Origin of the sequence: Streptomyces sp. NPDC085524 (genome assembly GCF_044541755.1) — a bacterium.
Taxonomy (GTDB): Bacteria; Actinomycetota; Actinomycetes; order Streptomycetales; family Streptomycetaceae; genus Streptomyces.
Window position 1 is genome coordinate 47,090 of the sequence record NZ_JBITTH010000025.1, and the last position, 23,101, is coordinate 70,190.

The 23,101-nt window shown below is 71.0% G+C and carries 22 protein-coding genes, 1 pseudogene and 1 riboswitch; of the genes and pseudogenes, 14 read left to right on the forward strand and 9 right to left on the reverse strand.

What is annotated here, in order from left to right; all coding sequences use genetic code 11:
* Window position 1 precedes the first annotated feature (1 nt).
* Entirely contained in the window at window positions 2-1,585 is a 1,584-nt protein-coding gene (locus ACIGFK_RS31540) for a methylmalonyl-CoA mutase (protein ID WP_376657573.1), read from the reverse strand.
* 175 nt (window positions 1,586-1,760) lie between these two features.
* Between ACIGFK_RS31540 and ACIGFK_RS31545 the strand changes: the two genes are divergently transcribed.
* Window positions 1,761-2,627, forward strand: a complete 867-nt coding sequence (locus ACIGFK_RS31545; protein WP_400054550.1) for a peptidoglycan-binding protein — start codon at window positions 1,761-1,763, stop codon at window positions 2,625-2,627.
* 320 nt (window positions 2,628-2,947) lie between these two features.
* On the opposite strand, the gene ACIGFK_RS31550 is transcribed toward ACIGFK_RS31545, so the two are convergent.
* On the reverse strand, window positions 2,948-4,009 hold the full coding sequence (locus ACIGFK_RS31550) for a hypothetical protein (RefSeq protein ID WP_400054552.1): 1,062 nt from the start codon (window positions 4,007-4,009) through the stop codon (window positions 2,948-2,950).
* A complete protein-coding gene (locus tag ACIGFK_RS31555; RefSeq protein ID WP_376661270.1) occupies window positions 4,009-4,749 on the reverse strand; it encodes an RNA polymerase sigma factor in 741 nt (246 codons plus the stop codon). The genes ACIGFK_RS31550 and ACIGFK_RS31555 overlap by 1 nt, the downstream gene beginning before the upstream one ends.
* Window positions 4,750-5,122: 373 nt before the next feature.
* Here ACIGFK_RS31555 and ACIGFK_RS31560 point away from each other — a divergent pair, with 373 nt between their 5' ends.
* The 11 genes and pseudogenes from ACIGFK_RS31560 to ACIGFK_RS31610 form a co-directional block, all read left to right on the forward strand.
* Entirely contained in the window at window positions 5,123-5,728 is a 606-nt protein-coding gene (locus ACIGFK_RS31560) for a 2-oxo-4-hydroxy-4-carboxy-5-ureidoimidazoline decarboxylase (protein ID WP_376661268.1), read from the forward strand.
* A gap of 152 nt (window positions 5,729-5,880) precedes the next feature.
* Window positions 5,881-6,261: a succinate dehydrogenase, cytochrome b556 subunit gene (gene sdhC, locus ACIGFK_RS31565; RefSeq protein WP_376661267.1), complete on the forward strand. Its 381-nt coding sequence runs from the start codon at window positions 5,881-5,883 to the stop codon at window positions 6,259-6,261.
* A gap of 5 nt (window positions 6,262-6,266) precedes the next feature.
* The gene (locus ACIGFK_RS31570; protein WP_376661266.1) at window positions 6,267-6,746 is read left to right on the forward strand and encodes a succinate dehydrogenase hydrophobic membrane anchor subunit; all 480 of its coding nucleotides are present in this window, start codon (window positions 6,267-6,269) and stop codon (window positions 6,744-6,746) included.
* 23 nt (window positions 6,747-6,769) lie between these two features.
* Window positions 6,770-8,524, forward strand: a complete 1,755-nt coding sequence (sdhA, locus tag ACIGFK_RS31575) for a succinate dehydrogenase flavoprotein subunit (protein WP_376661265.1) — start codon at window positions 6,770-6,772, stop codon at window positions 8,522-8,524.
* Window positions 8,524-9,282: a succinate dehydrogenase iron-sulfur subunit gene (locus ACIGFK_RS31580; protein WP_189733159.1), complete on the forward strand. Its 759-nt coding sequence runs from the start codon at window positions 8,524-8,526 to the stop codon at window positions 9,280-9,282. Before sdhA ends, ACIGFK_RS31580 begins: the two co-directional genes overlap by 1 nt.
* Window positions 9,283-9,503: 221 nt before the next feature.
* Window positions 9,504-10,625, forward strand: a complete 1,122-nt coding sequence (locus ACIGFK_RS31585; RefSeq protein ID WP_400054556.1) for a serine hydrolase domain-containing protein — start codon at window positions 9,504-9,506, stop codon at window positions 10,623-10,625.
* Between the two features lie 43 nt (window positions 10,626-10,668).
* The gene (locus ACIGFK_RS31590; protein WP_376661263.1) at window positions 10,669-11,196 is read left to right on the forward strand and encodes a hypothetical protein; all 528 of its coding nucleotides are present in this window, start codon (window positions 10,669-10,671) and stop codon (window positions 11,194-11,196) included.
* Between the two features lie 199 nt (window positions 11,197-11,395).
* The gene (locus tag ACIGFK_RS31595) at window positions 11,396-11,800 is read left to right on the forward strand and encodes a hypothetical protein (protein WP_376661262.1); all 405 of its coding nucleotides are present in this window, start codon (window positions 11,396-11,398) and stop codon (window positions 11,798-11,800) included.
* 3 nt (window positions 11,801-11,803) lie between these two features.
* Window positions 11,804-12,241: a thiol-disulfide oxidoreductase DCC family protein gene (locus ACIGFK_RS31600; RefSeq protein ID WP_376661261.1), complete on the forward strand. Its 438-nt coding sequence runs from the start codon at window positions 11,804-11,806 to the stop codon at window positions 12,239-12,241.
* 11 nt (window positions 12,242-12,252) lie between these two features.
* On the forward strand, window positions 12,253-12,981 hold the full coding sequence (locus ACIGFK_RS31605) for a TetR/AcrR family transcriptional regulator (protein ID WP_376661260.1): 729 nt from the start codon (window positions 12,253-12,255) through the stop codon (window positions 12,979-12,981).
* Between the two features lie 212 nt (window positions 12,982-13,193).
* A pseudogene (locus ACIGFK_RS31610) lies at window positions 13,194-13,793 on the forward strand (RNA-guided endonuclease InsQ/TnpB family protein); the annotation flags it as partial.
* 220 nt (window positions 13,794-14,013) lie between these two features.
* Here the strand turns inward: ACIGFK_RS31610 and ACIGFK_RS31615 are convergent.
* The gene (locus ACIGFK_RS31615) at window positions 14,014-15,543 is read right to left on the reverse strand and encodes a metallophosphoesterase (RefSeq protein ID WP_386467430.1); all 1,530 of its coding nucleotides are present in this window, start codon (window positions 15,541-15,543) and stop codon (window positions 14,014-14,016) included.
* Entirely contained in the window at window positions 15,540-15,812 is a 273-nt protein-coding gene (locus ACIGFK_RS31620) for an SCO4848 family membrane protein (RefSeq protein ID WP_376662227.1), read from the reverse strand. The genes ACIGFK_RS31615 and ACIGFK_RS31620 overlap by 4 nt, the downstream gene beginning before the upstream one ends.
* A 121-nt stretch (window positions 15,813-15,933) precedes the next feature.
* Between ACIGFK_RS31620 and ACIGFK_RS31625 the strand changes: the two genes are divergently transcribed.
* Complete coding sequence (locus ACIGFK_RS31625; protein WP_376662228.1) at window positions 15,934-17,178, forward strand: D-alanyl-D-alanine carboxypeptidase family protein; 1,245 nt, start codon at window positions 15,934-15,936, stop codon at window positions 17,176-17,178.
* Here the strand turns inward: ACIGFK_RS31625 and ACIGFK_RS31630 are convergent.
* The 4 genes from ACIGFK_RS31630 to glyA form a co-directional block, all read right to left on the reverse strand.
* On the reverse strand, window positions 17,126-18,067 hold the full coding sequence (locus ACIGFK_RS31630) for a YihY/virulence factor BrkB family protein (protein WP_376662229.1): 942 nt from the start codon (window positions 18,065-18,067) through the stop codon (window positions 17,126-17,128). The two genes, ACIGFK_RS31625 and ACIGFK_RS31630, sit on opposite strands and share 53 nt — an antisense overlap.
* A 181-nt stretch (window positions 18,068-18,248) precedes the next feature.
* Window positions 18,249-18,842 (reverse strand): 2'-5' RNA ligase family protein, encoded by a 594-nt coding sequence (locus ACIGFK_RS31635; protein ID WP_376662230.1) that lies wholly within the window; start codon window positions 18,840-18,842, stop codon window positions 18,249-18,251.
* A gap of 92 nt (window positions 18,843-18,934) precedes the next feature.
* Entirely contained in the window at window positions 18,935-19,948 is a 1,014-nt protein-coding gene (gene trpS / locus ACIGFK_RS31640; RefSeq protein WP_386467427.1) for a tryptophan--tRNA ligase, read from the reverse strand.
* Between the two features lie 365 nt (window positions 19,949-20,313).
* Complete coding sequence (gene glyA, locus ACIGFK_RS31645; RefSeq protein ID WP_376661944.1) at window positions 20,314-21,585, reverse strand: serine hydroxymethyltransferase; 1,272 nt, start codon at window positions 21,583-21,585, stop codon at window positions 20,314-20,316.
* 35 nt (window positions 21,586-21,620) lie between these two features.
* A riboswitch (ZMP/ZTP riboswitch) is annotated at window positions 21,621-21,711 on the reverse strand.
* A 109-nt stretch (window positions 21,712-21,820) separates the two neighbouring features.
* Between glyA and rocD the strand changes: the two genes are divergently transcribed.
* Window positions 21,821-23,026, forward strand: a complete 1,206-nt coding sequence (gene rocD / locus ACIGFK_RS31650; protein ID WP_376661943.1) for an ornithine--oxo-acid transaminase — start codon at window positions 21,821-21,823, stop codon at window positions 23,024-23,026.
* Window positions 23,027-23,101 lie beyond the last annotated feature (75 nt).

The following is a 23,101-nucleotide window of genomic DNA, read 5'->3' on the forward strand; positions in this document are numbered from 1 at the left end:
TTCACCACGTGGAATCGACCGGTTCGTACGTCCCCCAGACCTCCCGCAGCGCCCCGCACACCTCCCCCACCGTGGCCCGCGCCCGCAGCGCCTCCTTCATCGGGTAGAGCACGTTCTCCGTCCCGGCCGCCGCCTCCCGCAGGGCGGCGAGCGCCGCATCCACCGCCGCCCCGTCCCGCTCCGCGCGCAGCCGGGCGAGGGCCTCGCACTGCCGCGCCTCGATCGCCGGGTCCACGCGCAGCGGCTCGTACGGCTCCTCCTGTTCGAGCGTGAAGCGGTTGACCCCGACGACGACGCGCTCGCCGCTCTCGGTCTCCTGCGCGATGCGGTAGGCGTTCTTCTCGATCTCGGCCTTCTGGAAGCCGTTCTCGATCGCGGCCACCGCCCCTCCCTGGTCCTCGACCCGGCGCATCAGCGCGAGCGCCGCCGCCTCCAGTTCGTCCGTCATCCGCTCCACCGCGTACGACCCGGCGAACGGGTCGACGGTGTGCGGCACGTCCGTCTCGTACGCGAGCACCTGCTGGGTGCGCAGCGCGAGGCGGGCGGACTTCTCCGTCGGCAGCGCGATGGCCTCGTCGAAGGAGTTGGTGTGCAGCGACTGGGTGCCGCCGAGGACCGCGGCCAGTGCCTGCACGGCCACCCGTACGAGGTTCAGCTCGGGCTGCTGCGCCGTCAGCTGGACCCCCGCCGTCTGGGTGTGGAAGCGCAGCATCAGCGACTTCGGGTCGCGCGCACCGAACTCCTCGCGCATGACGCGGGCCCAGATCCGACGGGCCGCGCGGAACTTCGCGACCTCCTCCAGCAGGGTGGTGCGGGAGACGAAGAAGAAGGAGAGCCGGGGCGCGAACTCGTCGACCGCCATCCCCGCGGCCAGGGCCGTACGGACGTACGCGATCCCGTCCGCGAGGGTGAAGGCCACCTCCTGAGCGGGCGAGGCCCCCGCTTCGGCCATGTGGTAGCCGGAGATGGAGATGGTGTTCCACCTGGGGATCTCGGCCCGGCAGTAGCGGAAGGTGTCGGCCGTCAGCCGCAGCGAGGGGCCGGGCGGGAAGATGTACGTCCCGCGGGCGATGTACTCCTTCAGGACGTCGTTCTGGACCGTGCCCGTCAGCTGTGCGCCCGAGATGCCCTGTTCCTCCGCCACCAGTTGGTAGAGCAGCAGGAGCAGCGCGGCGGGTGCGTTGATCGTCATCGAGGTGGAGACCCGGTCGAGCGGGATCCCGTCGAACAGGACGCGCATGTCGTCGACGGAGTCGACGGCGACGCCGACCTTGCCCACCTCGCCGTGGGCGAGCGGGGCGTCGGAGTCGTGCCCCATCTGGGTCGGCAGGTCGAAGGCCACGGACAGCCCGGTGCCGCCGCCCTCGATGAGCTGCCGGTACCGGGCGTTGGACTCGGCGGCCGTCCCGAATCCGGCATATTGCCGCATGGTCCAGGGCCGGCCGGTGTACATGTTCGGGTAGACCCCGCGCGTGTAGGGGAACCCGCCGGGCTCCCCGAGGGACTGGGCGGGGTCCCACCCCGTCAGGTCGCCGGGTCCGTAGACGGGTTCGATGGGGGTTCCGCTCTCGGTGTGCGCCGTCACGTCGATCCTCCGTGGAGCAGTGGGGCCCGGGACTGGTACAACCGACGCGCACATGTCCTCGTAAGGCTGCGGACGGCCGCTGGTCACAATGGCGCAACATCCCCCGGCCCAGTGCAACTCTCCACGCGCGTGAGGCATCACCTAGATACACAACGTAGAAATCGGGGGACCGCTCATGCACCGCCAGAGAGTCATAATCCGCACGCTCGGGGTCGCCACCGCCGTCGCGCTCGCCGCGACCGCCTGCGGGCCGCAGAAGTCGGAGTCGGCAGGCTCCTCTTCCTCGGTCTCGTCGTCGCCCACGGCGGGTGCGACCCCTGAAGCCTCTCCTTCCACGGACAACAAGCCGGGCGAGGCCTCGCCGTCGGCGTCCGCCTCCGCCTCGCCCTCGCCGTCCGCCACGCCTTCGGTGAAGTCGATCATGGCCAACGGCGACGAGAGCGAGCAGGTGCGCGAGCTCCAGGCGCGGCTGAAGCAGCTCAAGCTGATGACGGTCGCACCGACCGGTTTCTACGGCTCGAAGACGACCGCCGCGGTCAAGTCCTTCCAGTCGAAGAACGCGCTGACCGCCAGCGGTGCGGTCGACGAGGACACCTGGAAGAAGATCCAGAAGCTCTCGAAGAAGCCCACCGACGACGAGCTGCGCCCGCCGACCGTCAACGAGGTCGACGCTCCGGACCCGCGCTGCATGACGGGCCGGGTGATGTGCATCAGCAAGGAGAGCCGGACCCTCGCCTGGATGATCGACGGAAAGATCGTCTCCACGATGGACGTGCGCTTCGGCTCGGAGAACACTCCGACCCGCGAGGGCGAGTTCAAGGTGGACCGCAAGGAGAAGGACTGGGTCTCGACGATCTACCACACGCCGATGCCGTACGCGATGTTCTTCAGCGGTGGCCAGGCGGTGCACTACTCGGCCGACTTCGCGGCCCGCGGCTACGCCGGCGCCTCGCACGGCTGCGTGAACGTCCGGGACAAGGGCAAGCTGTCCGCGCTCTTCGCCCAGGTGCAGACCGGCGACAAGGTCGTCGTCTACTGGTGAGTCCGGCCGGTACTGCCTGGCCGGGCGGATCGCTCCGGCCGGGCCGTACAGTGCTGCCCGCGCAAGGGCGGGGTCGTGGTGCGGGGCCGGGATGCCGGGGCCGGGCCGCGTCGGGCCGGGCTGCCCGGGGCCGGGCCGCGGAATGCAGCTTGCCGGGCCGGGCCGGGCAGGTCGTGAAGTAGAGGGCGCGGGCGGGGCCGGGGGAACGTGCCCCGCCCGCGCCGGTTGCGCAGAGCCCAGGGGTACGGGGGGAACCCCGGCTCATGCGCGGCCGATGACCAGTCGGCTCGTTATGTACTGCGCCGCCGCCTCGAAAAGTGTTACAGCGATCCGACACGAGTTTCGGACGGCGTCGGGAGAGTCGCCGCCGGGGCGCTCGGGGCGAGGGTCCCGGGCTTCGCCCGGCCGCCCTCCACCGGGGAGTTCCCGCGCGGGCCGCCCGTGCTGACGCCGCTCAGCAGCGACTCGCAGTAGGCCGGTATCCGGGAGATCCCGCGGGCCAGCAGCGAGAGCCGGTCGCGGCGCTCGATGGTGAGGCGGCCCGCCCGGTACTCCTTGCACAGGTCCGCGGCCTTGAGGAGGACGTCGTCCTGCCCCTGTCCGCCCCTGTCCTTCTCCTTGACGCCGCCCTCGGTGCCGAGGGTCTCCCGGGTTCCGGTCCCGCCGCCGATCTCGCCGTCCCGGGTGCCGCGGGTCTCGCGGCCGGGGCCTCCCGTGGCGGAGGTACCCGACGAGTTTCCGCCAATTCCGGAGCCGTCCGGGAAGGTGCGCCCGTCCGTCCCCGGGGACTGCGTCAGGTCCGGGGTCGTCTCCGGGACCGCGCCGTCGCCCCGGTGCGGGGTGGGCCGGACCTGCGGGGAGTGGGTCGGGGCGCCGCTGCCGATGCCCTTCGCCGGGTCCTCGTCGATGCTGACGGAAACGGCCGGCCCGGGCCCTGCCGCGTCGTACCGGTTCTGGCTCAGCAGTCCCGCGGCCGCCGCGGCGGCCAGTCCGCCGACCGTGACGCTCGCCACGGCGGCCGCCAGGCCGAAGCGCACGGCCCGGCCGCGCCGGAACGCGGGCGCGGAGGTGGGGGCGTGGCCGGCAGGGCCCGCGTGGCCGAGCTTTACCAGGGGTTCGAGGGACGGCACGGTGGTGGGCAGGCCCGCCGGGCGGCCGGTGCCGCGTGCGGCGCGGAAGGCGGCCATCGCCGCGGCTTCGCCTGCGAGTGCGCCCCCGGGGGCCTGCGGCCGGGCGAGCGAGTCGAGTGCGGCCCGCAGCCGGGCGGCTTCGGCCCGGGCGCGGGGGTCGGCGGCCGGTCCCACGGGTTCCAGCGGTTCACCGCGCAGCAGTTTTTCAGCCGCGGCTTCGTCGAGCCACCGCCTGTCGCGCTCGTCGGCCATCACATGTCCTTCTGCGTCCGCCAACGTGAATGCGTCACACCGGTTTGTTCCACGAGGCCCCCACTGTGGCCGCGTTGCGCGGGAACGGCGTCGAGATCCCTCCTGCCCCCGCCGCCCCGTGGCCGGCCACCGGCATTATGGCCGACGGTGATGCCGAGGTCGGCGTCGGGAGGGCCCCCGCCCTCGCCGTCCTGCGCGCCGAGCAGTTCGGCGAGCTTCTTCAGACCGCGGTGGGCGGCGGTGCGCACGGCGCCGGGGCGCTTGCCCAGGGTCTCGGCCGCGCTCTTGGCGTCGAGTCCGACCACGACCCGCAGGACCACGGCCTCCGCCTGGTCCTGGGGCAGCTGGGCTATCAGGGCCATGGTCGAGCCGGTGGAGAGCGACTCCATGGCGGCGGAGGCGGTGTCGCACTCGGCGGCCCAGCCGGTCAGCTCCGTCTCGTCGCCGCCGATGGCGGGGCGGCGGCCGCGCATGCGGATGTGGTCGAGGGCCCGGTTGCGCGCGATGCGGGCGGCCCAGCCGCGGAAGCGGTCGGCGTCGCCGGTGAAGGAATCGAGGTCGCGGGCGATCTGCAGCCAGGCCTCGGAGGTCACGTCCTCCGCGTCGCCGTCCCCGACGAGCGTGCGTACGTATCCGAGCAGGCGCGGGTGCACGGCGCGGTACACAGCACGGAACGCGTTCTCGTCGCCGTCCTGTGCCGCGAGCACCGCGGCGGTCAGCTCCGCGTCGTCCCCCAGCAAAGTCCCCAACCCGTTCAACGTCCTGTCCGTGTGGCGCAAATCAGCACGTTACGGCTTTCCGCACCCCTCGTCCATGTGTTGTACAACCTGCAACCATTCCTGCGCGGAGCGGGGTGTGACACAAAACGCACTCGGGGCGCTGACAGGAGTACGGGCTTGTCGCACGAGCCCGTGACGGATGGCGACCGGGGCCTCTCCTGTGGGGGGTGGCGGCCTCGGTCGTCCTCCACCCCTCTCCCTCCGCGAGGCGCACGGCCACCACGGCCGTCCCGCACGCCCCTCGCGTCACTCTCCTCGCCCACGTCATCCTTTCGGCTCACTTCCGGGTGAAAACCCCGAATGGGTACGACACTCCCGGCCCCGCGTCGATAGCGTGGCGGGACACCCGCGTCGCGCCCCGAGGAGCCCCCCGCTGTCCAGCCACCTTCCGGCACAGGCCCGCGGCTGCTCCGACCCTGCCCACTGCTCCGGACTGGCGCGGTTCAACGCCCTCACCCCCGATGCCGCCCGGGCCGTCCTGCTGCACTGCTGCGGAAGCCGGCGCTGGGCCCACCGGGTGGCCGCGCACCGCCCGTATCCCGACGTCGGCGCCCTGCTCGCCGCCGCGGACGAGGCCTCGTACGACCTCTCGCAGGGGGATCTGACGGAGGCGCTGGCCGTCGAGTGCCCGGCGGAACTGGGACACGATGCACCGTACGCGGCCCTGCTGGCGCTCGACGCGGCCAACGCCGAGTACGCGCGCAAGTTCGGGCACGCCTTCGTGATCAGCCTCGACGAGCACCCCCTGGAGGAGCGGGCGAACCAGCTGCTGGCGGCGATCCGGCACCGGATGGCCCACGAGGCGGACGAGGAGCGCTCCATCTCCGCCGACGAGCTGCGCCGCGTCGCACGCACCCGACTGGCCGAACTGACACGCCGACTGACCTCGGCGGATGGGGTGGCTGCGGCTGAATTCGGGCTATTTGCTCCTGTGGGATAGCCCGTCCGTGCCTGTTTGATCACACCGGCGGACCCCGGGCGAGGGAACCGACAAAGCGTCGCTACGATGTCCGGGGCCGGTGGACCGTACCCGGCCGGGCCCGACCGACAAAGAAGCCGGCTGGCCCCCGCCCCGCTTCCGGAGGGTTTTCCGTGCCGGCTGGAACGTTGTACCGCGGCCGGGAAGGAATGTGGTCCTGGGTGGCTCATCGAGTCACCGGCGTCCTCATTTTCTTCTTCCTGTTCGTACACGTCCTCGACACCGCTCTCGTCCGCGTCTCCCCCGAGGCGTACGACGATGTCGTGGCTACCTACAAGACTCCGATCGTCGCGCTGCTGGAGTACGGCCTCGTCGCCGCCATCCTGTTCCACGCGCTCAACGGTCTCCGTGTCATCGCCGTGGACTTCTGGTCCAAGGGCCCGCGCTACCAGAAGCAGATGCTCTGGACTGTCGTGAGCGTCTGGATCGTGCTGATGGCCGGGGCCGTGTACCCCGTCCTGAGCCACGCCTACCTCGAACTGTTCGGGAAGTGACACGCATGTCCTCTGACACTTCTTCCGCTCAGGTCGGTTCCGTGGAGGGCGTTTCCCTCTACGACGTCGACAACCCGGCCCCGTACATCGAGGCCCCGCGCAAGCGCACGGGCAAGACCCCGCGCTCGACCCGCGGCAACTTCGAGATGGCCGCGTGGCTCTTCATGCGCCTCTCGGGCATCGTCCTCGTCGTCCTCGTCATCGGCCACCTGCTGATCCAGCTGGTGCTCGACGGCGGCGTGTCCAAGATCGGCTTCGCCTTCGTCGCCGGTCGCTGGGCCTCCCCGTTCTGGCAGGTCTGGGACCTGCTGATGCTGTGGCTGGCGATGCTGCACGGCGCCAACGGTCTGCGTACCGTCATCAACGACTACGCGGAGCGCGCCAACACGCGGCTGTGGCTGAAGGGCCTGCTCTACACCGCCACGGTGTTCACCATCCTTCTGGGCACGCTGGTGATCTTCACCTTCGACCCGAACATCCGCTAGGCAACGGGGCTGAGGCGAACCAAATGAAGATCCACAAGTACGACACCGTCATCGTCGGCGCCGGCGGCGCGGGCATGCGCGCCGCCATCGAGGCGACGAAGCGCAGCCGCACCGCCGTGCTGACGAAGCTCTACCCCACCCGCTCCCACACGGGCGCCGCGCAGGGCGGCATGGCCGCCGCGCTCGCCAACGTGGAGGACGACAACTGGGAGTGGCACACCTTCGACACGGTCAAGGGCGGTGACTACCTGGTCGACCAGGACGCCGCCGAGATCCTGGCGAAGGAGGCCATCGACGCGGTCCTCGACCTCGAGAAGATGGGCCTGCCGTTCAACCGCACCCCGGACGGCACCATCGACCAGCGCCGCTTCGGCGGCCACTCCCGCAACCACGGCGAGGCGCCGGTCCGCCGGTCCTGCTACGCCGCGGACCGCACGGGCCACATGATCCTCCAGACGCTGTACCAGAACTGCGTCAAGGAGGGCGTGGAGTTCTTCAACGAGTTCTACGTCCTGGACCAGCTCCTGGTCGAGGAGGACGGCGTCAAGAAGTCGGCCGGTGTGGTCGCGTACGAGCTCGCCACCGGCGAGATCCACGTGTTCCAGGCGAAGGCCGTCATCTACGCCTCCGGCGGCACCGGCAAGTTCTTCAAGGTGACCTCCAACGCGCACACCCTGACGGGTGACGGCCAGGCGGCCTGCTACCGCCGCGGCCTGCCGCTGGAGGACATGGAGTTCTTCCAGTTCCACCCGACGGGCATCTGGCGCATGGGCATCCTGCTGACGGAGGGCGCCCGCGGTGAGGGCGGCATCCTCCGCAACAAGGACGGCGAGCGCTTCATGGAGAAGTACGCGCCGGTCATGAAGGACCTCGCGTCCCGTGACGTCGTCTCGCGCTCCATCTACACGGAGATCCGCGAGGGCCGCGGCTGCGGTCCCGCCGGCGACCACGTGTACCTGGACCTGACGCACCTCCCGCCGGAGCAGCTCGACGCGAAGCTCCCGGACATCACCGAGTTCGCGCGCACCTACCTGGGCATCGAGCCGTACACGGACCCGATCCCGATCCAGCCCACCGCGCACTACGCCATGGGCGGCATCCCGACCAACGTCGAGGGTGAGGTCCTGGCGGACAACACCACCGTCGTCCCGGGCCTGTACGCGGCCGGCGAGGTCGCGTGCGTGTCGGTGCACGGCGCGAACCGCCTGGGCACCAACTCGCTGCTGGACATCAACGTCTTCGGCAAGCGCTCGGGCATCGCGGCCGCGGCCTACGCCCACGCCAACGACTACGTCGAGCTGCCGGAGAACCCGGCGCAGCAGGTGGTCGAGCTCGTCGAGCGCCTGCGCACCTCCACGGGCAGCGAGCGGGTCGCGGACCTGCGCCTGGAGCTCCAGGAGACGATGGACGCCTGCGTGATGGTGTTCCGTACGGAGCAGACCATCAAGACCGCGGTCGAGAAGATCGCGGAGCTGCGCGAGCGCTACAAGAACGTGTCCGTCCAGGACAAGGGCAAGCGCTTCAACACGGACCTGCTGGAGGCCATCGAGCTGGGCAACCTGCTCGACCTGGCCGAGGTCATGGCCGTGTCCGCCCTGGCGCGCAAGGAGTCCCGCGGCGGTCACTACCGCGAGGACTACCCGAACCGCGACGACGTCAACTTCATGCGCCACACCATGGCGTACCGCGAGGTCGGCGCCGACGGCAAGGACTCCGTCCGGCTGGACTACAAGCCCGTCGTCGTCACCCGCTACCAGCCGATGGAGCGTAAGTACTGATGGCCACCCCCACCCTGGACAAGATGGAGGCGGCGGCCGCCGCCTCGCCGTTCATCACGGTCACCTTCCGGATCCGCCGGTTCAACCCGGAGATCTCGGAGGAGTCCACCTGGCAGGACTTCCAGGTCGAGATCGACCCGAAGGAGCGCGTGCTCGACGGTCTCCACAAGATCAAGTGGGACCTCGACGGCACGCTGACCTTCCGCCGCTCGTGCGCGCACGGCATCTGCGGCTCCGACGCGATGCGGATCAACGGCAAGAACAGGCTCGCCTGCAAGACGCTGATCAAGGACATCAACCCGGAGAAGCCGATCACCGTCGAGGCCATCAAGGGCCTCACGGTGATGAAGGACCTCGTCGTCGACATGGAGCCCTTCTTCCAGGCGTACCGGGACGTCATGCCGTTCCTGGTCACCAAGGGCAACGAGCCGACGCGCGAGCGCCTGCAGTCCGCCGAGGACCGCGAGCGCTTCGACGACACCACCAAGTGCATCCTGTGCGCCGCGTGCACGTCCTCGTGCCCGGTGTTCTGGAACGACGGCCAGTACTTCGGCCCGGCGGCGATCGTCAACGCGCACCGCTTCATCTTCGACTCGCGTGACGAGGCCGGCGAGCAGCGGCTGGAGATCCTGAACGACAAGGACGGCGTGTGGCGCTGCCGCACGACCTTCAACTGCACCGACGCGTGCCCGCGTGGCATCGAGGTCACGAAGGCGATCCAGGAAGTCAAGCGTGCGCTGATCACGCGCCGCTTCTGACCTTCTGACGCGCCGCTCGCAGCGCTCGGCCCTGGCGGGCCTCCCGCGCTTCGCGACGCTGCTCCGGACTCCGTCCGTCCGCCTCGTCCGCGGCCGGTGGACCGCCGAGGCCCGTACCCCTTCTCGGGGTACGGGCCTTACGCGTACTCGGGGGTTCCTCAGGGGCGGCTGGGGGCGGTCACCCATGGGCTTCGGATCTTGCTCACGCCAGGCTTACAGCCATGACGAACCCGAAGAACGCCGCGCACCCCGCCACCCGCAGGACCCGTTGGATCACCCTCGTCGCCGCCGGCGCGGCCGTCGCATCGCTCGCGGCGGGCGCCCTGCCGGCCTCTGCCGCCGAGCGGGCTCCCGCACCGGTGACGGCCGCCCCCCACGGGCCCCAGGCACCCGACACCGCAGAGCTGGCCAGGCTGATGGCCCCGGGCGACACGGCGAGCGGGACGCTGGTCCGGCTGGGCGGCTCGGGCGTGCGCTGGACCGGGGCCACCGGTCCGCTGTCGCAGGACCCGGCGGCGAACTTCCGCATCGGCAGCATCACCAAGCTGTTCACCTCCACGCTGGTGCTCCAGCTGATCGGCGAGGGCCGCTTCACGATCGACACCCCGGTGCAGGAGATCCTCCCCGGGACCCTTCCCGCGCACTGGAAGCCGATCACCGTGGGCCAGCTGATGAGCCACACCAGCGGCCTGGAGCTGCCCTGCGTCGGCTTCGTGAAGGGGGACGCCCCGACCCCCGAGCAGGTGATCTCCCACTGGACCGACCCGAAGTGCGCCGCGCCCCGGTACCCCGTGCTCACGCAGCAGTACAACGGCGCCAACTACTTCCTCCTCGGCATGGTGATCGAGAAGGCCACCGGCCACTCCTACGCCGACGAGGTGCAGCGCCGGATCGCCCGCCCCCTCGGCCTGCGCCACACGTACTCCCCCGAGGCGGGCGACCGCTCCCTCCCCGGCCCGGTGCTGGCCGACCCGAGCGAGATCGACCCCTGGGCCTGGTCCGAGGGCGGCATGGTCTCCAACGCCCCGGATCTGGAGCGCTTCATGACCGCCCTGCTGCGCGGCCGGCTCCTGCGGCCCGCCGAGCAGCGGCAGTTGTTCACCATGCCGGCGCTCTCGGAGGGCGTGAAGAACAGGGACCGGTTCAGCATGGCCGGTCTGATGCGGTACGAGATCGGCGGGACCGTGGTGTGGGGCAAGACGGGCTCCATGGGCCGTACCACCAGCGGGGTGTTCGCCACCGAACACGGTGCGCGCACCGTCGTCTACTCCCTCGTACCGGCCACCGGGAACCCTGACTTGCTGCGTGAACACATCGGAAAGCTGGTGGGTGCGGCTCTCTGACCGGGGGTACGGAGCGGGGGGTCTCTGTGGAAGGATCGGCCGCATGAGTGATCAGCAGCCGAATCCGTATGCCAGCGACCCCTCCCAGGGCGGTGACGCCTACAAGTGGGGCCCGGGTGAGGCCAGTTACGGCTATCCGCAGCCGTACCCGGCGACCCCGGGCTACCAGCCGACCATCGGCGGCGAGGGCTTCGCGGCTCCCGCCCAGCCCGCCGCCGCTCCGGTCGGCGGCGTCGGCATGTCCATCGGCGACATCACCATCGCCGGGGACCAGATCATCACGCCGTCGGGCGCGATGCCGCTCAAGGGCGCGATGTGGAACGCGACCGACTTCTCGCGCACCGAGGAGAAGATCCCGACCCACGCGATCGTCCTCGCGATCGTCTTCTTCATCTTCTGCCTGCTCGGCCTGCTGTTCCTCCTGATGAAGGAGAAGAAGACCACGGGCTACATCCAGGTCACCGTCACCAGCGGCGGACGCCACCACTCGACGATGATCCCGGCCCAGGACGCGACCACGTACCCCTGGGTGATGTCCCAGCTGAACCTCGCCCGTTCGCTGAGCTTCTGACCGACGGGGGCCGGGCCCCCTCCTCCACGGCCACCCTCGCACCCGTCCGGTGTGGGGGCCTTCGCCATGCCCGGGAGGCGTCGGTGCGCCCCGTCCCGGCCGGCTCCCCAGCGGCCTCCCCATTCGCTTGAACTTGTTCAAAAAAGGCTCTACAGTCATCACCGTCAGCAGTTGAACACGTTCAAAGGGGCTGGGGACCGTGGACCTCACCGTCGTCGCATACGTCATCTACCTGTGCATCAGCATCGGTCTCACCGTCTGGGTCGCCCGTACGCTCAGCCGCAACGGCCGCGTCTTCATCGGCGACGTCCTCGCGGGCAACGAGAAGCTCGCCGACGCCGTCAACCAGCTCCTCGTGGTCGGCTTCTACCTCGTGAACATCGGGTTCGTGACCCTGTTCCTGCGCTCGGACGTCGGCATCGAGAGCGCGCGCGAGCTCTTCGAGGCCCTGTCGTTCAAGCTCGGCATCGTCCTGCTGGTCCTCGGCGTCATGCACCTCGGCAACGTGTACGTGCTCAACAAGATGCGCCGCCGCGGAGTGATGGAGCGCCAGCAGACCCCGCCGCTCGCCCCCCAGGGGTGGACCGCGCCGGCCGGAGCCTGACCGGTGGCCGCGCCGCGGGCGGCGATCCGCCACCTGACCGTCCTCTACGACGCCGACTGCCCGCTCTGCGTGCACATCCGGCACTGGCTGCTCGGGCAGCGCTGGCTCGTACCGCTCCGGCTCGTCCCCGCCGCGTCCGCCGAGGCGCGGCGGCGGTTCCCGGAGCTCGACCACGCCTCCACCCTCCGCGAGATCACCGTCATCGGGGACTCGGGCCAGGTGTGGACCGGGACGGACGCCTTCGTCGTCTGCCTGTGGGCGCTGTCCGAACACCGGCCGCGGGCCAACTGGCTGGCCACCGCGGCCGGCCGGCCCTTCGCCCGGGCCGCCATGTACACGGCCTCCGCATGGCGTCAGGCGGTACGGACCGAGGGCGGTGCGGACACCGGAGCGGAGTCCGAAGCACCGGCCTGTGACGACCACTGCGCCGTCCCCCGATAGGCTCATCCACCGTGACTGATCAGAAGGCTCCCAAGAGCGAGCAGACCCGCACGCTCATCCTCGAAACCGCCCTCCGGCTCTTCCAGGAGCGCGGCTTCGACAAGACGACGATGCGGGGTATCGCGAAGGAGGCCGGCGTCTCGGTCGGCAACGCCTATTACTACTTCGAATCGAAGGAACACCTGGTCCAGGGGTTCTACGACCGGATCGGCGCCGCCCACCAGGCGGCGGTCCGGCCCATCCTGGACAACGAGACCGATCTGCAGAAGCGGCTCGCGGGCGTACTGACGACCTGGCTGGACATCGCGGCCCCGTACCACGAGTTCGCCTCCCAGTTCTTCAAGAACGCGGCGGACCCGGAGAGTCCGCTCAGCCCCTTCTCCCCGGAGTCCGAGCCCGCGCGGCAGGCCTGCATCGACATACACCGCGAGGTGCTGGCGGGCGCGAAGACCAAGGTGCCGGCCGAACTGGCCGACGTGCTGCCGGAGCTGATGTGGCTCTCGCAGATGGGCATGGTCCTCTACTGGGTCTTCGACCGCTCTCCGGACAGCGAGAAGACCCGGCGGCTCGCCGAGCGCGGCGCGCAGCTGACCACGCGGGGCATCGTCCTCGCCCGGTTCCGGGTGCTGCGGCCGCTGGTGCGGGAGCTGCACGAGCTGTTCGCCGACTTCCTGCCCGGCATGGCCGAGACGGCGACGGCGCGGGCCCGCAAGAAGGCCTCGGACCCCGGCCCCGCGTAGGCCCGGACCGCACGGCGACCTCCGGCAGTTGGAGGTCTGGTGGTTGAGGGCACGTCGGCTGCTGTGGATGGTCGGTCACTCGTTCGGGTGGGGTGCCGGGAATCCCAGGACCGAGGCGGGCTGTGGCTCTAGCTTGGCGTTATGGCGGCATTGGCGGAGGTCGGGAAGGGCGGGCGCGCCCGCTACACCTTCCGTCTGCGCGTGTCGTCTTCAGTGTGCCGCAGCAGCAGATCATTCGGAACTTCGCCGCATCCCGCGCCAAGGCGTTGAAGGACATCAAGGCGCGGCTACCGATGCGGCAGCGGGCCGGGATGCCCCGCTTCAAGAAGAAGGAACTGACGGATCCAACCCTCAACTACACCCGCAGTGGCTTCCGGCTGAAGGACGGCCGTCTCCATCTGGCGGGCCGTATATCGCTGACGATTGTGTGGTCGCGTGAACTGCCCGCCGAGCCATCCAGCGTCCGTATCTACCGCGACAGCCTCGGCCACTGGTACGCGTCCTTCGTCGTCCAGACAGAGACACGGCCACTCCCCGAGACCGGTGCGGTGATCGGTATCGACTGGGGTGTTCAGGAGACCGCCACCACCACCAGCGACGCGCATGACACAACAAGGGACTGTGGACAGTGCGGAGCGAGAACCAAGCACGCACTGCCGCTGTCAGAGCGTACGTACACGTGCACCGCGTGCGGAGCCGTCTCCCCTCGGGACAAGAACTCCGCACGCGTGATGCTCGTCCGGGCTGGTCTCACCCCGGCTACCGCTGATCGTGGAAGACCTGACGGACCGCGGGTCCGCCAGGCAGCGTGAGGTAGGAATCCCCCTCGTTCATGAGGGGGAGGATGTCAAGTAGTCCTTCTTCTGCCAGATCTGCACCATCGAGGCCTGCTGGGCGACCTGTTCCGGAATTCGCGGAACTCGACCCGTGGCCTCCAGCTGCCGGTTGAGATCGCGGCGACGCCCGCCAGGACGAGAGCACGGAGTCGGCAGAAGACCGATTCCCGGCGGGTCGTTGCCGGTGTGGCGAGGGTCAGGCCTGGTATGAGGCGAGTTCGACGACTGTGATGTCGGACGGCGCACCCACCCGGACCGGCGGCCCCCAGGCCCCTGCCCCGCGGGACACGTAGAGCTGGGTGTCCCCGTACCGCTCCAGGCCGGCCACCGTGGGGTTCGCGAGCTCCGCCAGGTAGTTGCCGGGCCACAGCTGGCCGCCGTGGGTGTGGCCGGAGAGCTGGAGGTCGACGCCGTGCCGGACGGCGTCGTGGATGACCACGGGCTGGTGGGCGAGGAGCACGGCGGCGCGGGCCCGGTCGCGGTCGCCGAGGGCCGCGGCGAAGTCCGGGCCCTCGCCCTCGTTCTCGCCCGCGATGTCGTTGACGCCGGCGAGGTCGAAGTACGGCAGGGAGCGGCGGGCGTTCTCGAGCGGGGTGAGCCCGAGTTCGCGGACGTGGTCGACCCACTGCCGGGCGCCGGAGAAGTACTCGTGGTTGCCGGTGACGAAGTACGAGCCGTGGCGCGCGGCCAGCCGGCGCAGCGGCTCGGCGGCGGGCCCGAGGTCGTGGACGTCGCCGTCGACGAGGTCGCCGACGATGGCGATCAGGTCGGGCTGGGTGCGGTTGACGGTGTCGACGATGCGCTGGGTGTGGGCGCGGCCGAGGATCGGCCCGAGGTGGACGTCGCTGACGACGGCGATCCGGAAGCCGTGCGCCGCGCGGGGCAGTTTGGCGAGCGGTACCCGCACCCGCCGCACGCTCGGGCCGCGCAGGACTCCGTAGGCCCCGTTCCCGACCGTCGCCACGGCCACGGCCGCGGCCGCCCCGCCGATCGCGCGCGCGACGAACCGCCGCCGCGTCTGCAGGTCGCCTGCGGCGGGCTCGGCGGGGGAGGTACGGCCCTGCGGGCCCGGCGTGCCGCCGGCGGCCGGGCCGCCGGCTGGGCGGGAGCCCTGGTCGGCCGGACCGCCGGTGTCGGCCGCCGTGCCGTCGGTACCGGGCTCCTGGACAGCCGGAGCCCCGGTGCCGGCCGCGGGGTGCTCCGCCGCGCGGGCGGCCGTGCCCGCCGGGGCCGCGGCCAGGGCAGCACCCGCGGTGGCCCTGGCCGGCGCCGCTCCGGCCGGTCGGCCACCGGTGCCCTGCCCAGCGGGCTCGGCGGCAGAGGCGGGGGCGGCAGCGTCCGGCCCCGCCGGCGATGGAGGCGCAGGGTCCGGGGCGGCGCCCCGGACCTCCCCGGTGGGAGGCCGCTGGGCCACACGGCGGAGCAACAGCGCGCGGATCGGCTCCGCGACCAGCATCGTCAGGGTCAGGTACAGGAGCACCGCGAGCCACAGGAACCCCGGCCAGGCCACCGTCTGCTGGAGCCAGAAGGGCGCCCCGCCGCGGCCCGTGGTCAGGGCGGCCACAGAGAGGAGGGGCAGGGTGATCATCAGGACCGTACCGGCCCGCCGCGACCGGCCGCCCGGGACCGTGGTGTCGCGCACCAGCCGGATCCAGAGCCAGCGGTGGACCAGTACCAGGAGGGCGAGGACCGCCAGGGCGATCAGCGCGAAGATCACGATCTTCATTCGGAGTGGCCCTCGTCCGTTCCCGTGCGTGATGCGCGCCGCAGCGCCCGTACCCCGAGCAACCCGATCACACCGACGGCCGTCCCCAGGAGAAAGGACGTCACCGCGAGGGTCAGGTGCACCCAGAAGTAGGTCGTGGGGTCACCCGCTGCATCGAACGCCAGCCCACTGCCGTTCTTCCACAGGTTCCGGACGAAAGACACCCAGATGAACCAGCTCCACACGCCGAAGGCGAGCAGGAACCAGGAGGCGGTACGGCTGAGTTTCATGCCCTCAGTATCGGATTCTTCCCCGGGACGGACGCGCCGGGGTGGGCTGTCCCGGGGGAGCTTGCAGCGAATTGGCCGGTCCGTGACGGCGATCAGCTCATCGGGATGTACTTTCACCTGCGTGTCCGCCAAGAAGACCGCGTTGACGGTTCTCATCCCCGCGCTGCTCGTCCCCTCGATGCTCGTGGCCCCCGCGCACGCCGTCCCGTCGCCGCCGGCCGACGGGAAGGGCGGGACCGGCAAGACGCCGCAGGCCGCGGCCCCGCCCGCGTCGATGTCCACCGTCGGCGGGACGCGGCTCGGCCAGCCGGGGACGCAGGTCAACCTGCTGCCGGGGGCGCCCGCGCTGCCCACGAACCTGACGGGCCGGTCCTGGATCGTGGCGGACGCCGAGTCCGGCGAGGTCCTCGCGGCGAACAACGCGCACTGGCGGCTCCCCCCGGCCTCCACGATGAAGATGCTCTTCGCGGACACCGTGCTGCCCGGGCTGCCCAAGGACCAGGTCCACAAGGTCACCGACAAGGACATGGACGGCGTGGGCCCCGGCAGCAGCCTGGTCGGGGTGAAGGAGGACCACGAGTACAGCGTCCACGACCTGTGGCTCGGGGTGTTCCTGCGGTCGGGCAACGACGCCGTGCACGTACTTTCGGCCATGAACGGCGGCATCGACAAGACCGTCAAGGACATGCAGGCGCACGCCGAGGAGCTGCAGGCGCTGGACACCCACGTCGTGTCCCCCGACGGGTACGACGCTCCCGACCAGGTGTCGAGCGCGTACGACCTCACGCTCATCGCCCGCTCCGGACTGCAGAAGCAGGACTTCCGCGAGTACTGCGGCACGGCCGAGGCCAAGTTCCCCGGCAAGCAGGAGCCCGGGAAGCCGCGCGAGTACTTCGAGATCCAGAACACCAACCGCCTGATGACGGGAGCGGGCGGCATCGCCCCCTACAAGGGCATCGCCGGGGTGAAGAACGGCAACACCACCATGGCCGGAGCCACCTTCACCGGAGCCGCCCAGCAGGGCTCGCGCAAGCTGCTGGTCACGGTGATGAACCCCGGCACCGGCGGGGCGAACACGGTGTACGAGGAGACCGCCGCGCTCTTCGACTGGGGGTTCGCGGCGGCCGGGAAGGTCAAGCCGGTGGGTGAACTGGTGCGGCCCAAGAGCGAGGACACCTCTCCCCACGGTTCCCCGGCCCAGTCGCACGACCACGACCCGTCGGCGGCCGGCGGGAACTCCTCGGGCGGCATCGGCACCGCGCTGGGCGTGGCGGGCGGGGTGATCGCCCTCCTCGGGGGCGGCGCCTTCGTCGTCAACCGGCGCTGGCCGCGGGGCCGTCGTGGGAGGGGCGAGGAGCTGGTGTAGCGGCGTCCTCGTCCTCGTCCGCTTCCGCCTCCTCGCCCTCCTCGCCGCCGGCGGCGGTCCAGGCGGCGCAGAACAGCAGCAGCTTCGCCGTGAAGTTGATCCAGAGCAGCAGGGCGATCGGCGTGCCGAAGGCCCCGTACATGCTCTTCGCGGCGACCCCCCGCATATAGCCGCTGAGCAGCAGTTTCAGCAGCTCGAAGCCGACCGCGCCGATCAGCGCCGCCTGGATCAGGCGGCGGCGCGAGGGCTCGACCCCGGGCAGCAGGGTGAGCAGGTAGAGCAGCATCAGGAAGGCGGCCACGACACCCACCCCGAACGCGGCGGCCCGCAGCAGCCCGCCGCCCGCGCCGTGCTGCGGGATGCCCAGCCACTCCGCGGACCTGCCGACCGCGCTGGCCCCGAAGATCGAGGCCGCGGCCGAGGCCAGGCCCACGGCGCCGAGGCCGAGGAGGACGAGCCCGTCCTTGCCCTTGCGGACGATCGGGTTGCCCTCGTCCTCGTCGTCCTTGTCCCACACCGCGCGCAGGCAGTCCCGCATCGCGCCCACCCAGCCGATGCCGGTGAGGAGGAGGATCACGCCGGCGACGAGACCGACCGTGCCGGCGTTCGCGACGAGCCCCTCGATGTCGAGCTGGTCCGAGATCCCCGGGACCTGCTCGGCGAGGTTCTTCTCCAGCCGGTCCAGCTGCTCCGGGCTGAGCAGCGCCGCGCCGATCGCGGCGGCCACGGTGATCAGGGGGAAGAGTGCGAGGAAGCTGATGAAGGTGATCGCGGCGGCGAGCCTGGTCCAGTGGACGCGGTCGAGCCGCTCGTACGAGTGCCACGCGTGCGTCCGCATCAGGCGCGCCGCAAGCGGCCCGATCACCGGGAGTTTCGTCAGCCAGTCCATGAAGTCACCGTAATTGGCCTGCCGGAAATAGCCGGGATTGCTGGTTTCGGGGACTACGGTCGTCGATTGTGACTTTTCGCCCCACGACTCATCCGTTCCACGCCCTGGTCCTACGGAAGATCCGGTTCCGGGCCCGGCTGGCCACCCGGCTCACCGTCCGGCTGGGCCGGCGGCCGCTCGGTCAGGAAGGGCGTACGGTCGCCCGGGCCGCTTCGGCGGGCGCGCCCGGCTGCGCCGGGACCCCCGTCGGGCCCGTGCCGAAAGGGTATTCACGCAGCTTGCGCCAGACCCCGTCGGAGCCCTGCTCGTAGAGCGCGAAACCCTCGCAGAGCCACTCGGCCGCGTAGTCGGCGAGCGTGCTGAACGCGAGGTCCATCGCCTCCTCGGAGATCCCGTGGGCGACGGTGACGTGCGGGTGGTACGGGAAGGCCAGCTCGCGGACGAGCGGGCCCTGCGGATTGCGGAGCTCGCTCTGGAGGCGGGTGCAGCCCGCACCGCCCTCCACGACCTGGACGAAGACGACCGGCGACAGCGGCCGGAACGTTCCCGTCCCGGCCAGCCGCATCCGGAAACCCCGGAAGGCCTCCGCGACCTCGGACAGGTGGGCCCGGATCGCGGGCAGCCGGTCGGCCTCCACCTCGGTGGGCGGCACGAGGGTGACATGCGTGGGAATACCGTGCGCGGCGGCGTCCCCGAAGCCGGCGCGCAGCTCCTGGAGCTGGCTGCCGTACGGCTCCGGGACCGCGATCGAAACGCCGAGCGTTACGGTCCCCACGTATGTCTCCTCCGTCGTCCGAATGCGTGCTGTCGCCCCAGTGTGGGGGCAGCACCCCCTGTACCGCCAGGGCCGTCTTTCGCGAGTGCCGGTCAGTGCTTGGCGGGCAGGAAGCCGATCCGGTCGTAGGCCTGCGCGAGGGTCTCGGCGGCGACCGCCCGGGCCTTCTCCGCACCCTTGGCCAGGATGGAGTCCAGCGTCTCCGGGTCGTCCAGGTATTCCTGGGTGCGCTGCTTGAACGGTGTGACGAAATCGACCATCACACCGGCCAGGTCCGTCTTCAGCGCGCCGTAGCCCTTGCCCTCGTACTTCGCCACCAGCTCGGGGATGGTCTCGCCCGTGAGCGTGGAGTAGATCGTGAGCAGGTTGCTGACGCCGGGCTTCTTCTCCGTGTCGAAGCGGATCTCCGTCTCGGTGTCGGTGACCGCGCTCTTGACCTTCTTCTCGGTGACCTTGGGCTCGTCGAGGAGGTTGATCAGACCCTTGGGGGAGGACGCGGACTTCGACATCTTGATCGAGGGGTCCTGGAGGTCGTAGATCTTCGCGGTCTCCTTGACGATGTGCGCGGCAGGGAGCGTGAAGGTCTGGCCGAAGCGCTGGTTGAAGCGCTCCGCGAGGTCGCGGGTCAGCTCGACGTGCTGGCGCTGGTCCTCGCCGACGGGGACGGAGTGCGCCTGGTAGAGCAGGATGTCGGCGACCTGGAGGATCGGGTACGTGAACAGGCCGACGCTGGCGCTGCCGACTCCGCCCTTGGCGGACTTGTCCTTGAACTGGGTCATCCGGCTGGCCTCGCCGAAGCCGGTGATGCAGTTCATGACCCAGGCGAGCTGCGCGTGCTCGGGCACGTGGCTCTGGACGAAGAGCGTGCAGCGCTCGGGGTCGAGGCCGGCGGCGAGGAGCTGCGCGGCGGAGAGGCGGGTGTTCGCGCGCAGGGCCGCCGGGTCCTGCGGCATGGTGATCGCGTGCAGGTCGACGACCATGTAGAACGCGTCGTGCGTCTCCTGCAGGGCGACGTACTGGCGGATGGCTCCGAGGTAGTTCCCGAGGTGGAACGAACCGGAGGTGGGCTGGATGCCGGAGAGCGCGCGAGGACGATCAGAAGCCATGGCTTCATTCTCTCAGGTGCGGGGGCGGGCTCGGGCCCGCCGGTGTCCGGAACCCGATGGAGAATGCGTGCGGCCGGACCGCGCCCCCTTGCGGCGGGGCGGGCGCGCCGGCCGTACCACCGGGTAGCGCGGTGGCCGAATCCCACCCCGGCCGAGCGACCGCTTTCCACCGGTCCGCTGCGCGGGGGTCCCTGGGGCTCCGCCCCGGAACCCGCGCCTCACACGCCGGCGGGGCTGGTTTCGGCTGAGCGCCGTCCTCCGGCCCCGCCGGGGGAATTGCAGCCCCTCCGGCGTCTGAGGAGCGGGGGTCCGGGGGCGGAGCCCCCGGCAACGGCGCCGCACCCGACGACTCGGGGCGCGGGGGGTCAGGCCAGGGGGAGGCCCGGGGCCGGGAAGGCGGCCATCAGGGACGTGACCTCGGCCCGGACGGCGGCAAGGGCCGCCTCGTCGGCCTTCGCCGCGGCGTCGACCGAGCGCGCGATCCAGTCCGCGACCACCGGCATGTGCTCGACCCCGAGGCCGCGGGACGTCAGCGACGGCGTGCCGATGCGGACACCGGACGGGTCGAACGGCTTGCGCGTGTCGAAGGGGACGGTGTTGTAGTTGACCACGATGCCCGCGCGGTCCAGCGCCTTCGCCGCGACCTTGCCCGGGACCTCGCGCGAGGTGAGGTCCATCAGGATCAGGTGGTTGTCCGTGCCGCCCGAGACCAGGTCGAAGCCCCGCTCCAGCAGCGCCTCCGCCAGCGCCTTCGCGTTGGCGACGACCGCGTGCGCGTACGCCGTGAAGGACGGCTGCGCCGCCTCGTGGAGGGCGACCGCGATGCCCGCCGTCGTCTGGTTGTGCGGGCCGCCCTGCAGACCCGGGAAGACCGCCTTGTCGATGGCCTTCGCGTGCTCCTCCCGGCACATCAGCATCGCGCCGCGCGGACCCCGCAGGGTCTTGTGCGTGGTCGTGGAGATCACGTCCACGTGCCCCGCCGGGGACGGGTGCGCGCCGCCCGCGATCAGGCCCGCGATGTGCGCCACGTCGGCGACCAGGATCGAGCCCGCCTCCTCGGCGATCGACGCGAAGGCCTCGAAGTCGATGGTGCGCGGCAGCGCGGTGCCGCCGCAGAAGAGGATCTTCGGCCGCTCGGCGAGGGCCAGCTCGCGCACCGCGTCGTAGTCGATGCGCCCGTCGTCCGCGCGCACGCCGTACTGCACGCCGCGGAACCAGGAGCCCGTCGCCGAGACGCCCCAGCCGTGCGTCAGGTGCCCGCCCATCGGCAGGGCCATGCCCATCACCGTGTCGCCGGGCTTCGCGAAGGCCAGGTAGACGGCGAGGTTCGCCGGGGAGCCGGAGTACGGCTGCACGTTCGCGTGGTCCACGCCGAACAGGCCCTTGGCGCGCTCGACGGCCAGGGCCTCGACGCGGTCGATGTTCTGCTGGCCCTCGTAGTAGCGGCGGCCCGGGTAGCCCTCGCTGTACTTGTTCTGCAGGACGGTGCCGGAGGCTTCGAGGACGGCCGCCGAGACGTAGTTCTCGCTCGGGATCAGGCGCAGCGTCTCGGCCTGCAGGGTCTCCTCCGCCGCGACGAAGGACGCCAGTTCGGGGTCGGTCGCGAGAAGGGCGGGATGACGGTGGTTCGCGCTCATGGCGGCTCCTCCGGGGTCGATTTCGTGTCTCGTCCCCGCGAGGCCCAGGCGAGCGGCCCTGATAGCGGTCGTGCGCGCACGACTCCCCCGGAGTTGGTTCTCCGTACGCCAGTCGCCGTGCGTACCGCCCACCTTAGCGGGCGCGCCACGAGAAAGGTTTCTCCGCCCGGTATACGAGCGAGGATGGAAAGTGACGCCACCCTCGTCACAGGCCTGACGGACGATCGGAGACCCCGTGTCGACAACTGCTGATGCCATCCGTTCCGCCGACGCGCACAGCGCGCACAACTACCACCCGCTGCCCGTCGTCGTCGCCTCCGCGGAAGGCGCGTGGATGACCGACGTGGAGGGCCGCCGCTACCTCGACATGCTCGCAGGCTATTCGGCGCTCAACTTCGGGCACGGCCACCGCCGGCTGCTCGACGCCGCCCACGCGCAGCTGGAGCGGGTCACGCTCACCTCGCGCGCCTTCCACCACGCCAGGTTCGCCGATTTCTGCACCGAGCTCGCCGCCCTGTGCGGCAAGGACATGGTGCTGCCGATGAACACGGGCGCGGAGGCCGTGGAGACGGCCGTGAAGACCGCGCGCAAGTGGGGCTACGAGGTCAAGGGCGTCCCGGACGGGCACGCCAAGATCGTGGTCGCGGCCGACAACTTCCACGGCCGGACCACCACCATCGTCTCCTTCTCCACGGACCACGACGCCCGCGACCACTTCGGCCCGTACACCCCCGGCTTCGAGATCGTCCCGTACGGCGACCTCACCGCGCTGGCGCACGCCGTCACCGAGAACACGGTGGCCGTGCTGCTGGAGCCGATCCAGGGCGAGGCGGGGGTGCTGGTGCCGCCCGCCGGATACCTCCAGGGCGTACGGGACCTCACGCGCGAGCGGAACGTCCTGTTCATGGCGGACGAGATCCAGTCGGGCCTCGGCCGGACCGGGAAGACCTTCGCCTGCGAGCACGAGGGCGTCGTCCCGGACGTCTACATCCTGGGCAAGGCGCTCGGCGGCGGCGTGGTGCCGGTGTCGGCGGTCGTCGCCGACCGGGACGTGCTCGGGGTGTTCAGGCCTGGCGAGCACGGCTCCACCTTCGGCGGGAACCCGCTCGCCTGCGCCGTCGCCCTGGAGGTGATCGCGATGCTGCGCACCGGCGAGTACCAGCAGCGCGCCACCGAGCTGGGCGACCACCTGCACCGTGAGCTGAACCTGCTGGTCGGCGGGGGTGCGGTGACGGCCGTGCGGGGGCGCGGACTCTGGGCGGGCGTCGACATCGACCCCTCGCGCGGGACGGGCCGGGACATCTCCGAGAAGCTGATGGAGCTGGGGGTGCTGGTGAAGGACACCCACGGGTCGACGATCCGCATCGCCCCGCCGCTGGTGATCAGCAAGGAGGACCTGGACTGGGGCCTGGACCAGCTCCGGTCGGTGCTGTCCGCGTAGCCGCCCGGCACCCGGAGGACCGGAGGGCGGGGCCGCCGGGCTCCGCCGGCCGGGAGGCCCGCCCGGCCGGGCCCG

Bases quoted from the DNA above. Each gene is read 5' to 3' on its own strand.
- ACIGFK_RS31590 (WP_376661263.1), top strand. From the start codon at position 10,669: ATGAGTGATCAGCAGCCGAATCCGTATGCCAGCGACCCCTCCCAGGGC.
- sdhA (WP_376661265.1), top strand. From the start codon at position 6,770: ATGAAGATCCACAAGTACGACACCGTCATCGTCGGCGCCGGCGGCGCG.
- ACIGFK_RS31615 (WP_386467430.1), bottom strand. From the start codon at position 15,543: ATGAAGATCGTGATCTTCGCGCTGATCGCCCTGGCGGTCCTCGCCCTC.
- ACIGFK_RS31545 (WP_400054550.1), top strand. From the start codon at position 1,761: ATGCACCGCCAGAGAGTCATAATCCGCACGCTCGGGGTCGCCACCGCC.
- ACIGFK_RS31570 (WP_376661266.1), top strand. From the start codon at position 6,267: ATGTCCTCTGACACTTCTTCCGCTCAGGTCGGTTCCGTGGAGGGCGTT.
- ACIGFK_RS31580 (WP_189733159.1), top strand. From the start codon at position 8,524: ATGGCCACCCCCACCCTGGACAAGATGGAGGCGGCGGCCGCCGCCTCG.
- ACIGFK_RS31550 (WP_400054552.1), bottom strand. From the start codon at position 4,009: ATGGCCGACGAGCGCGACAGGCGGTGGCTCGACGAAGCCGCGGCTGAA.
- ACIGFK_RS31585 (WP_400054556.1), top strand. From the start codon at position 9,504: ATGACGAACCCGAAGAACGCCGCGCACCCCGCCACCCGCAGGACCCGT.
- glyA (WP_376661944.1), bottom strand. From the start codon at position 21,585: ATGAGCGCGAACCACCGTCATCCCGCCCTTCTCGCGACCGACCCCGAA.
- ACIGFK_RS31620 (WP_376662227.1), bottom strand. From the start codon at position 15,812: ATGAAACTCAGCCGTACCGCCTCCTGGTTCCTGCTCGCCTTCGGCGTG.
- trpS (WP_386467427.1), bottom strand. From the start codon at position 19,948: ATGGCTTCTGATCGTCCTCGCGCGCTCTCCGGCATCCAGCCCACCTCC.
- ACIGFK_RS31630 (WP_376662229.1), bottom strand. From the start codon at position 18,067: ATGGACTGGCTGACGAAACTCCCGGTGATCGGGCCGCTTGCGGCGCGC.